The following is a 10,380-nucleotide window of genomic DNA, read 5'->3' on the forward strand; positions in this document are numbered from 1 at the left end:
ACGAGCCCGGCAATCCGCGCCACACCGCCGACTTCGTACTGGAAGATGTGCGACTGGTCGCCGAGGATGACCTCATCGCCCGGGCTCGTGTGCGTCAGGAGCGCGACGAGGTTCGCCATCGTGCCGCTCGGCACGAACAGCGCCGCCTCTTTGCCCATGAGCTCAGCGGCCTTCAGCTCGAGCCGATTGACAGTCGGGTCATCCCCGAACACGTCATCGCCCACTTCCGCAGCTGCCATAGCGGCCCGCATCGCGGGCGAGGGCTTCGTCACCGTGTCGCTGCGAAGGTCGATGACCCGGGACGTCACCCCCGGCGCTCCCAGAGCGTCTGGTAGCTCGCTGCGCCCCGGATGGCGGCCACTACTTCCTTGCGCTCGAGCGCCATCAACTCCTCGAGCGCCCGCGCGCAGGCATCGGTCGTCTCATCGGAACCGAGCGCTGATGCCCGATCGACAAGCCGCTGCCACGCGCCGCTGGCCAGCAGCACAGGCACGGACCGCGGCCAGTGGAAGCTGAGCACCCGCTCCGGGAGCGGAAACTCCGGCCGCAGCCGCTTGATGGAGCGGAAACGGTCCTCCACCGACTCCGCGCGGGGTACCACCCGGACCAGCGGCTCGACCCCCGGCCGCGTGCGGAAATCGACCAGCAGGCGGCGATCGATGAAATGGAAGCGCACAACCAGGACTTCCGCGGTATCGATGACCCGGAACACCTCGTCCAGGTCGACGCCGAATTCGTCACTCATGGGGCCCCGCCAGGGCAGGCACTGGATATGCCCATGCTAGGGCACGCCCGGCCGCCGGGCAAAACGACAGGGAGGGAGAGATTGGTCGGGGTGCCGCGATTCGAACGCGGGACCTCTTGGTCCCAAACCAAGCGCTCTGCCAGGCTGAGCTACACCCCGCGGCGTGCAGGAAACAGGCTGCCGCGGCCGGGCCGCGGGGCGCCAGTTTCACGGTGGCGGAGAGGGTGGGATTCGAACCCACGGTGGGTTTCCCCACGACCGTTTTCAAGACGGTTCCCTTAAACCACTCGGGCACCTCTCCGGGACGATTGTACGGTCCATCGCCCAACCGACGAATGCCCCCTCCCCGGCCCGTCTTAGCACTCTTGACACTTGAGTGCTAAGACGGGAAAGATTGAATCAGCATCCGTACCACCGATCCCCAGCATGGCGAGGTGCTCCGTTGCCTACCTACGAATACCACTGCCCGGCCTGCAGCGCGACGTACGAGCTTCGCCAGGGCTTCGATGCGCCCACCACCCACACCTGCGAAGAATGCGGCAAGGGCACAGCCAAGCGCGTCCTCCACGCTCCCCCCATCGTCTTCAAGGGCACCGGCTGGTACATCACCGATAGCCGCAACAAGCAATCGGCCTTCTCCGATTCGAGCTCTGACAGCGGTTCCGACTCCGACTCCTCCAGCGGCAGCGAAACCTCGACCGGCGAAGCTGCAGCGGCCTCCTGACCCGGGACGCCTACCCCGGCGGTAAGGGCACCCGTATACTCCGCCGCATGGGGCGCGAGCGCGCGGCAGGCCACGCAGGAGGAGCGGGTGCGGGCAGCACACGCCAGCGAATTCTCGATTGCGCGCGTGACCTCTTCGCCCGGTACGGCTTCGACGCCACCTCCGTCCGCATGATCGCCCGTTCGGCCGGCGTCACCGACCCGGCAGTCTACTACCACTTCCCCGGCAAGTACGACCTTCTCCGCGCCCTCATGGTCGAGCCCGCCTACGGCCCGCGGCCGCCCGCGCGCACCCGGGAGGACGTGGCCGCCCGCCTCGAAGCACTGTTCGCGTGGTGGGCCCAGAACATCGCGCTCGTGCGCGTCCTCCTGCGCCAACAGCTGCTCGGCGACCCCGAAGCGCTCGCCTACTTTCGCGATGGCGAAGCGTCCTACCGGGAAGAAGTGCGCGCCCTCGTCGCAGGGGCAGGCCTCGCCGTCGACGCCGAGGCGGCGGCCGACCTCCTGTTCCACACGCTCTCGGGCATCCTCTGGGACGCCATTCTTTCCTACGGGGAGAAGGCCGAAGAGGTGCTCCAGCAGCCGCTGTATCGGGAGCGGGTCCGGGTTGCCATTGAACGCGCCCTCCAGGAGCGGGCCTGTGGATAGCGACACGGTCGCCGAAAACTCCGCGCTCCCAGAACCTGCGGAATCCGTCCGTGCCCGCATCCTCCGGGCCGCCCTCGAGTGCTTCGCCCGTGAGGGGTTCGACCGAACGACCGTCAAAACGATTGCCCGCCGCTGCGGCCTTTCCGATGCCGGTATCTTTTACTACTTCCCGTCGAAGCGGCACCTCCTCGAGGCGCTCTGGAAGGAGGCCCCTGACGGTCATTTTCCCCCTCCTGGGCCAGAAGGTCCCCTCTCGGCCGCAACCGTCCGCGAGCTCGTGGCCAGCACCATGGGGCTTTCTGCCGAAAACTTTCTCTACCTCCGCCTTGTGCTCAACGAGACCCTCAACGGCGACGAAACCGCCTGGGCGCTCCGCAGCGAGTCCAGGGCACGCTGGCGACGTGCACTCCTGCGCCATTTCGAACCCGTCGCCGGTGCCCGCGCGGGCGACGTGGTCGACCTGGTAATGGCCACGATCACCGGCTTTCTCATTCGCATCGAGATCGAAACGGGCGAGCGCTACCCGGAGGCGGTCTGCGACCCCGCCTGGCAGCAGCGCGTCGCCGATGCGGTCCTGCGCATCCTGCCCCCCGACATCCTCAGCGACCCCGCGCCGGCACGGTGAGAGCGGTCGTCCAGCGCGTCACCCGCGCGCAGGTCTCGGTTCACGGGCGCGTGATCGGCTCCATCGGGCGAGGCGCCGTCGTCCTCGTGGGCGTCGCCCGGGAGGATACCGCCGGGCACGCGGCGAGGCTCGCGCGCAAGGTTGCCGCGCTCCGCATCTTCGATGACGCCGAGGGCCGCATGAACCTCGATGCCGCTGCCGCGGGCGGCGCCTTCCTCTGCGTCAGCCAGTTCACCCTCTACGGCGACCTCCGCCGCGGCAACCGGCCCTCGTGGGAGCGCGCGGCGCCGCCGGAGCTGGCGCGCCCGCTGTTCGACGCGTTCGTCACCGCCCTGCGGGAAACCGGGGTGCCCTGCGAGAGCGGCGAATTCGGCGCCGAGATGCTGGTGGAGCTGGTCAACGACGGACCGGTCACGCTCATCCTCGACACGGACGACCTCGAACGCCCGCGCCGCGCTTGACCGGAGGCGCACCTCCCCCGCAACGTTCTCCCCATCCTCGTCGCCGCGGAGGCTGCCATGCGCATGCGCCAGATGCTCGTCAAAACTCTCCGGGAGGTCCCCTCGGAGGCCGAGCTGGCGAGCCACCGCCTCCTGCTCCGGGCCGGCCTCGTGGTGCCGCTGGCCGCCGGCCTCTACTGCTTCACGCCGCTCGGCTGGCGCGTCGTCCGCAAAATCGAGGCGATCATCCGCGAAGAGATGAACCGCTCGGGCGCCCAGGAAGTCCACCTGCCGGCGCTCCATCCCATCGAGCTCTGGGAGCAGAGCGGGCGCGCGGCACTGATGGGCCCCACCCTGTTCCGCCTGATCGACCGCAAGGAGCGCACCTTCGCGCTCGGCCCAACGCACGAGGAGGTCATCTCCTACCTCGCCTCGCGCGCGATCCAGAGCTACCGCGACCTCCCGGTCACGCTCTACCAAATCCAGACCAAATTCCGCGACGAACCGCGCCCCCGGGGCGGGCTCATCCGCCTGCGCGAGTTCACCATGAAGGACGCCTACAGCTTCGATACCGACTGGGACACGCTGGATGCCTCGTACGACGCCGCGTTCGCCGCCTACGAGCGCATCTTCCGCCGGGCGGGGGTGCCCGTTCTCCCGGTCGCAGCCGATTCCGGTGCCATTGGCGGCAAGGACAGCCAGGAGTTCATCTTCCTCACGGAGAGCGGCGAAGACACCATCCTCCTCTGCCCCGGCTGCAACTACGCCGCCAACGCCGAAAAGGCCGAGTTCACCCCGCCACCCCCCATCCCGGCCGATCCGCTTCCCGTGGAGAAGGTCCATACCCCCGGGCAGCGCACCATCGCCGAAGTTGCCGCCTTCCTCGGCGTGGAGCCGCGCCAGACCCTCAAGGCGGTGTTCTACCGCGCCGATGGACAGCCCGTGTTCGTCGCAATCCGCGGCGACCTCGAGGTCAACGAGGTCAAGCTCAAGAACGCACTCCACGCCACCGACATCGAACCGATGGACGAGGAGACGGTGAAACGGCTCGGACTCGTTGCTGGCAGCGCGTCGCCCGTTGGCATCGAGGGGATGACCGTCGTGGCCGACCCCTCCGCCGTCGAAGGCGTCAACCTCGTGGCCGGCGCCAACGAGCCCGACTACCACCTCAAGAACACCAACCACGGGCGGGACTGGAACGCCACCCTCGTCGCCGAGATCGCGCTCGCGCGGGAAGGCGATGCCTGCCGCCGCTGCGGAGCCGCCCTGGCCATGCGTCGTGGCATCGAAATGGGGCACGTCTTCAAGCTCGGGACGCTCTACTCCGAGAAGATGGGCGTCTACTACCTCGACGAGCGCGGCGAGCGCAGGCCCTGCGTGATGGGCTGCTACGGAATCGGCGTCGAACGCATGCTCGCCGCCATCATCGAAGCCAACCACGATGCCGACGGTATCACCTGGCCGTGGGAAGTCGCCCCGTTCGATGTCCACGTGGTGGTGCTTGGCGGCGAGGACCCGGCCGTCGCAGACGCCCTCGCCCGCCTCGAAACGGAACTCGCGGCAGCGGGCCTCGAGCAGCTCATCGACGACCGCGACGATTCGCCGGGCATCAAGTTCAAGGATGCCGACCTGCTCGGCATGCCAAAACGGGTCACCGTCAGCCCCCGCGCACTGGAGCGCGGCGGGGTCGAACTGCGTGACCGCCGCACCGGGGCAACCTCGGTGGTGGCCATCGAGGAGGCCGCCCGGCTGGTCGCGGACGAGCGCGCGGGGGCGCTGGGCCGCTGACCGCGGCCGCGAACGCCCCCGCGCTGTGGGTCTCTCGCCGGTCTAGATGAATTCGTAGTCGGCCGGGTTCGGCTCCCGCGTCTGCTGCCAGTACTCGATCAGGTTGAAGGGCCAGTTCTGGGCCGAGCGTCCCTTTTCGTTGCGGTACCAGCTGTTGACCGTCGCCACGCCCCAGACGCGCTCCAGGTTGCCGCGGTCGATGCGCTCGTTGTACGCATCGTGCACCTCCTTGCGGACGTCGAGCGCGCGCTGGCCGCGATCGAAGAGCATCTTCAGGCAGCCCATCAGGTACTGCACTTCGCATTCCGAGAAGTAGATGATGCTGCCGTTGACCACGATGTTCGTGTTCGGACCATACAGCATGAAGAAGTTGGGGAAGCCCGGCACAGTGATGCCGAGGTAGGCGCGCGCGTCGCCGTCCCACTCGCGATGCAGGTCCTTCCCGCCCCGGCCGATGACGCGCATCGGGGTCAGGAACTTCGACGCCTGGAAACCGGTCCCGTAGATGATCACATCCGCCCGGTGCTCGACCCCGTCGGCCGTGACCACCCCCGCCGGCGTGATCTCGCGGATCTTCTCGGTCACCAGGTGAACATTCGGGCGCTTCAACGTCTGGGCCCAGATGCCGTTGTCGAGGATCAGCCGCTTGGCCGCCGGCGGGTAATCCGGCATCACCTTGGGCAGGAGGTCGGGCCGGTCGGCGAACTGCATCTGCAGGTAGGCCGCGAGCAGCATGCGCAGGTTCTCGTTCTCCGGCCCGACCGAACGCGAACGATCGGGCCAGGTGGGGTCGACCTTCGCCGCCGACAGCAGCCCGTCGGTCGTGTTCCAGAAGAGCCAGAAGCGGTACCAGTGGGCGTAGTGCGGCACATGGGCGAACAGCCAGCGCAGCCCCTCCGGGACCTCATCGTGGTAATGCGGGACCGGCACGTACCAGTTCGGGGTACGCTGGAAGATCGTGACTTCCCCGGCGACCTTCGCCACTTCGGGGATGAACTGCGCGGCGCTGGCCCCCGTGCCGATTACCGCGACGCGCTTGCCGGTGAGATCCACCGAGTGGTCCCAGCGCGCCGAATGGAACTGCGGCCCCTCGAACGACTGCATGCCGGGGATATCCGGGTACTTCGGCCGATTCAGCTGTCCCACCGCGCTGACCACCGCATTCGCAGTGAGCGTCTCCTCTGTGCCGTCCGCGCGCCGGACATGGACCTTCCAGCGGGCCTCGTCCTCGTCGAACTCGAGCAGCGTCACCTCGGTGTTGAACTGGACGTGCTCCCGGACGCCAAATTCGCGGGCGCACTCCTGGAAGTACTCGAGCAGGACCGGCTGCGTCGAATAGTGCGTCGGCCAGTCGATCTTCTGCGCGAAGGAGTAGCTGTAGAACGCGTTCGAAACGTCGACCCGCGCACCGGGGTACGTGTTCTCGAGCCAGGTGCCGCCGATGTCGTGATTCTTCTCGATGATGGTGAACGGGATGCCCGCCTGCTTGAGGCGGATGCCGGCCAGGATGCCCGACATGCCGGCCCCGATGATCAGCACTTCGAAGGGGATTGACGGGTCCTTCCTCCAGCGCGGCGCGCGCGGGTCCTGCCCTTCGGGCGCCAGCTCCTCCAGCAGCAGCGGGATGTAGTCCTCCGAGGCGGGAGAGCCGGTCATCCAGGCTGTAATCTTGAGCAGGGCCTCCTCAATGGGGATTTCGGCCGCCTGGATTTCGCCGTCGCGCAGCTTCTTCAGCGCCTCGAAGGCGACCGCGCGCGCCTCCTCCTGCTGCGCGGGCGTCATGCCGCCCTGCTGGACCCCGGGCGCCACCCCGGGCGGGCGGAGCGATTCACGCAGGATGGAGAAGTCGCCGGTGGCCTGCGCCAGCGCGGGCAGCAAGGCCGGCAGGAAGGCGTCCTCCAGCGCCTTTCGCAGCTCCTCGTCGGTGCCGGTCAGCGGTTCGATGGGTCGGGTGATTGGCATGGTGCTGTCTCCTCTCGCGCCGCCGGGGAGGCGGCGGCTTCCGCGCGAAGGTTAGCGTGTTGCGAAGGAATACGCTCGTCAAGATCGGCCGGGCCGCGGCCCTTTCGCACGAAGTCTGCGCGGAACGGCGCAGCTGGTGGGCCCGCCGGGATTCGAACCCAGGACCGATCGGTTATGAGCCGACTGCTCTCACCGCTGAGCTACGGGCCCCCGGCCCATCATAGCAACCGCCCGCGGCCCGCAGCGCCCGGGCTTCTACCAGCGGCGGCCCTTGCCGCCCTTGCGGTCGTTCCAGCTGCGCCCGCCGCGGCCGCCCCGGTCGTAAGGCTCGAAGTCCGGGTACGTGTAGCCGCCGAAATTGTCCCGCTCGCTCCGCTCTCGCCCGCCGGACCTGCCGCCGAACCCGCCGGAACGCGGCGCCGCATTCGAGAGGCCCCTCGGCTGCGGCTGGAAGCATTCGCTGCAGTACACCGGCCGGTCGCCGCGGGGTTCGAACGGGACCTTCGCGACCTTCCCGCACGAGGCGCACACCGCATCGAACAGCTGCCGCGGCGGCCGCGCCTCGAACTGCCCCTGCCCGGGCTGCTGCGCCTTGCGCAGCCGGCGGCAGGCCGGGCAGCGCCTCGGGTCCTGCGTGAAGCCCTTCGATGCGTGGAACTCCTGCTCCCCGGCAGTGAAGGTGAACGATTCGCCGCAATCGCTGCAGGCGAGCACCTTATCGGTGTACGGCACTCGGATGACCTCCTGAATTTCCTGGAACCTACGGTCATCGAGCGCCGACTGGACTGGGGAAGACCTCTCCGTGAGGCCGATGGAACCTGGTTACCGCCATGAGCGTAGCAGCACCGCCTCGACACTGTCACCACCCCGCGCAGGATTCCGTGCCCAAAGAGGGGACGCATGCCGCGCCCGGGCGTATACTTCGAATAGGCCATCTGATTCGGTGCCGCTCCGGGCCCAACGGTCTCCCCGCCGGGAGAAGTCGCGGAACACGGCAGGATGGCGCCCCGGCAGTTCGCCCGGGAAAGGGCCCAAGTACCCCCACCAACGAGTGGAAGGAGGCTTGGGACATGGGCACCGGTCCGCCACGCGCCGCAGTCTAACCCGCTCAATCGGCCGTCCGAGTACGCACATTCAGGGGTCCCTGGCCCCGGTAAGGAAGACTGCATGGCGCATCCGAACTCTTTTGGCTCACGCAGCCGCCTCGACGTCGGCGGCACCTCCTACACCTACTACTCCCTCCAGGCGCTCCGCGACCGCGGCTTCCCCGGCGTCGACCGCCTCCCCTTCTCGCTCAAGATCCTGCTGGAAAACCTGCTTCGCCTCGAAGATGGTCGGGCCGTCACCGCCGATGACATCGCGGCGCTCGCAGGCTGGAAGCCGAACTCCGGCGAAGACCGCGAAATCTCCTTCACCCCGGCGCGCGTCCTCCTCCAGGACTTCACCGGCGTGCCGGTCGTGGTCGACCTCGCCTCCATGCGCGACGCCATCGTCGCCCTCGGCGGCGACCCGGCCCGCATCAACCCGCTCCAGCGCGTCGACCTCGTAATTGATCACTCGGTGCAGGTCGACTACTACGGCGCGCGCGATGCCTTCGAGCGCAACGTCGAGCTCGAGTTCGAACGCAACCGCGAGCGCTACCAGTTCCTCCGCTGGGGCCAGCAGGCCTTCCGCAACTTCCGCGTGGTGCCGCCCGGCACCGGCATCGTGCACCAGGTCAACCTCGAATACCTCGCTTCGGTCGTCTTTACGGGCGAAGAGGAAGGAGAACCGGTTGCCTACCCCGACACCCTCGTAGGCACCGACTCCCACACCACCATGGTGAACGGGCTCGGCGTGCTCGGCTGGGGCGTCGGCGGCATCGAAGCCGAGGCCGCCATGCTCGGCCAGCCGGTCGCGATGCTCATCCCCGAGGTGGTCGGCTTCCGCCTCACCGGCCGCCTCCGCGAAGGCGCCACCGGCACCGATGTCGTCCTCCGCGTGACCCAGATGCTCCGGGAGCGAGGCGTCGTCGGGAAGTTCGTCGAGTTTTACGGCACCGGTCTCACCGGCCTGCCGCTGGCCGCCCGTGCGACGATCGCCAATATGGCGCCGGAATACGGCGCGACCATGGGATTCTTCCCGGTCGATGAGGAGACCCTCGCCTACCTTCGCTTCACCGGGCGCGATGAGAACCTCGTCAGGCTGGTCGAGGCCTACTGCAAGGCGCAGGGCCTCTTCCGGACCGACGACACCCCGGACCCCGTCTTCGCCGAGACCCTCGAGCTCGACCTCGGCGATGTCGAACCTTCCATCGCCGGGCCGCGCCGGCCGCAGGACCGGGTGCCGCTCGCAAAGGCGAAGGAGGACTGGGAGAAGAACCTCGCGCAGATGGTGCCCGCCGAAAAGCTGGGGACAACGGCGACGGTTTCGAACGGCACATCGTTCGAGCTGCGCCACGGCTCGGTGGTCATCGCCGCAATCACCAGCTGCACCAACACCTCCAACCCCGAGGTCATGCTTGGCGCCGGGCTCCTCGCGCGGAAGGCGGTCGAACGCGGCCTGGGCACTCCGCCGTGGGTCAAAACCAGCCTCGCCCCGGGTTCGCAGGTGGTGACCGAATACCTCGCCGAGGCGGGAGTCATGCCCTACCTCGAGCAGCTTGGCTTCGCCCTCGTCGGCTACGGCTGTACCACCTGCATCGGCAACTCCGGCCCACTCGACCCCCGCATCAGCGATGCCATCCGCGAGAACGACCTCGTTGCGGTGGCTGTCCTCTCGGGCAACCGCAACTTCGAGGGCCGCGTCAACCCGGACACCCGGGCGAACTACCTCGCCTCGCCGCCGCTCGTCGTGGCCTACGCGCTCGCCGGGCGGATGGATATCGACTTCGCCACCGAGCCGATCGCGATCGACCGGGAAGGCAAACCCGTCTTCCTCGCCGATATCTGGCCCTCGCAGGCGGAGGTCGAGGCAGCCATCCGCACCTCCGTGCGCTCGGAGATGTTCCGCCGCAAGTACGCCGACGTCTTCAAGGGCGACGAACGCTGGCGGAACCTCCCGACCCCCTCGGGCGACCTCTTCGCGTGGGACCCTCGTTCGACCTACATCAAGAAGGCGCCCTACTTTGACGGCCTGACGATGACACCGCCCCCGCTGCGGGACATCGAGGGCGCCCGCGTGCTCGTGATGGTCGGCGATTCGGTCACCACCGACCACATCTCGCCGGCCGGCAACATCAGCCCGAACAGCCCCGCCGGGCGCTGGCTGCGCGAGATGGGCGTGGCCCGCGAAGACTTCAACCAGTACGGCGCCCGCCGCGGCCACGATGATGTCATGGTCCGCGGGACCTTCGCCAACATCCGCCTCCGCAACCTCCTTGCCCCAGGCACCGAGGGCGGCGTCACCCGCCACCTGCCCGACGGCGAAGAGATGACCATCTACGACGCCTCGGTGAAGTACCGCGAAGA

10 protein-coding genes and 3 tRNA genes are annotated in these 10,380 nt (G+C 68.2%); 6 read left to right on the forward strand and 7 right to left on the reverse strand.

The features are described 5' to 3' along the window. The 4 genes from VAE46_RS05170 to VAE46_RS05185 form a co-directional block, all read right to left on the reverse strand. The coding region (locus tag VAE46_RS05170) for a beta-eliminating lyase-related protein (protein WP_416223945.1) at positions 1-251 on the reverse strand (251 nt) is incomplete at its 3' end. 53 nt (positions 252-304) lie between these two features. Further along, entirely contained in the window at positions 305-745 is a 441-nt protein-coding gene (locus VAE46_RS05175; protein WP_322795853.1) for a hypothetical protein, read from the reverse strand. Between the two features lie 82 nt (positions 746-827). After that, positions 828-904, reverse strand: a tRNA-Pro gene (locus VAE46_RS05180). A 54-nt stretch (positions 905-958) separates the two neighbouring features. Beyond that, positions 959-1,046, reverse strand: a tRNA-Ser gene (locus VAE46_RS05185). A gap of 141 nt (positions 1,047-1,187) precedes the next feature. On the opposite strand from VAE46_RS05185, the gene VAE46_RS05190 reads away from it, so the two are divergent. From VAE46_RS05190 to VAE46_RS05210, 5 genes are read left to right on the forward strand one after another with little or no spacing between them, the layout of a single operon-like run. Continuing rightward, positions 1,188-1,469: an FmdB family zinc ribbon protein gene (locus VAE46_RS05190; protein WP_322795854.1), complete on the forward strand. Its 282-nt coding sequence runs from the start codon at positions 1,188-1,190 to the stop codon at positions 1,467-1,469. Positions 1,470-1,516: 47 nt separating this feature from the next. Continuing rightward, positions 1,517-2,116, forward strand: a complete 600-nt coding sequence (locus tag VAE46_RS05195) for a helix-turn-helix domain-containing protein (protein WP_322795855.1) — start codon at positions 1,517-1,519, stop codon at positions 2,114-2,116. Further along, positions 2,109-2,741: a helix-turn-helix domain-containing protein gene (locus VAE46_RS05200; protein ID WP_322795856.1), complete on the forward strand. Its 633-nt coding sequence runs from the start codon at positions 2,109-2,111 to the stop codon at positions 2,739-2,741. Before VAE46_RS05195 ends, VAE46_RS05200 begins: the two co-directional genes overlap by 8 nt. Then, positions 2,738-3,202: a D-aminoacyl-tRNA deacylase gene (dtd, locus tag VAE46_RS05205; protein WP_322795857.1), complete on the forward strand. Its 465-nt coding sequence runs from the start codon at positions 2,738-2,740 to the stop codon at positions 3,200-3,202. Before VAE46_RS05200 ends, dtd begins: the two co-directional genes overlap by 4 nt. A 57-nt stretch (positions 3,203-3,259) precedes the next feature. After that, complete coding sequence (locus VAE46_RS05210) at positions 3,260-4,969, forward strand: proline--tRNA ligase (RefSeq protein ID WP_322795858.1); 1,710 nt, start codon at positions 3,260-3,262, stop codon at positions 4,967-4,969. A gap of 42 nt (positions 4,970-5,011) precedes the next feature. On the opposite strand, the gene VAE46_RS05215 is transcribed toward VAE46_RS05210, so the two are convergent. The 3 genes from VAE46_RS05215 to VAE46_RS05225 all read right to left on the reverse strand — a co-directional run bounded on the left by VAE46_RS05215 (position 5,012) and on the right by VAE46_RS05225 (position 7,663). Beyond that, positions 5,012-6,931, reverse strand: coding sequence for an NAD(P)/FAD-dependent oxidoreductase (locus VAE46_RS05215; protein WP_322795859.1), 1,920 nt, complete (start codon positions 6,929-6,931; stop codon positions 5,012-5,014). A gap of 134 nt (positions 6,932-7,065) precedes the next feature. Next, positions 7,066-7,141, reverse strand: a tRNA-Ile gene (locus VAE46_RS05220). 45 nt (positions 7,142-7,186) lie between these two features. Further along, entirely contained in the window at positions 7,187-7,663 is a 477-nt protein-coding gene (locus VAE46_RS05225; RefSeq protein ID WP_322795860.1) for a zinc-ribbon domain containing protein, read from the reverse strand. A 435-nt stretch (positions 7,664-8,098) separates the two neighbouring features. Between VAE46_RS05225 and acnA the strand changes: the two genes are divergently transcribed. Further along, positions 8,099-10,380: aconitate hydratase AcnA (gene acnA / locus VAE46_RS05230; RefSeq protein WP_322795861.1), on the forward strand; the 2,282-nt coding region annotated here is incomplete at its 3' end.

It is taken from the genome of Tepidiforma sp., from assembly GCF_034433535.1.
In the GTDB taxonomy this organism is placed as follows: Bacteria; Chloroflexota; Dehalococcoidia; order Tepidiformales; family Tepidiformaceae; genus Tepidiforma.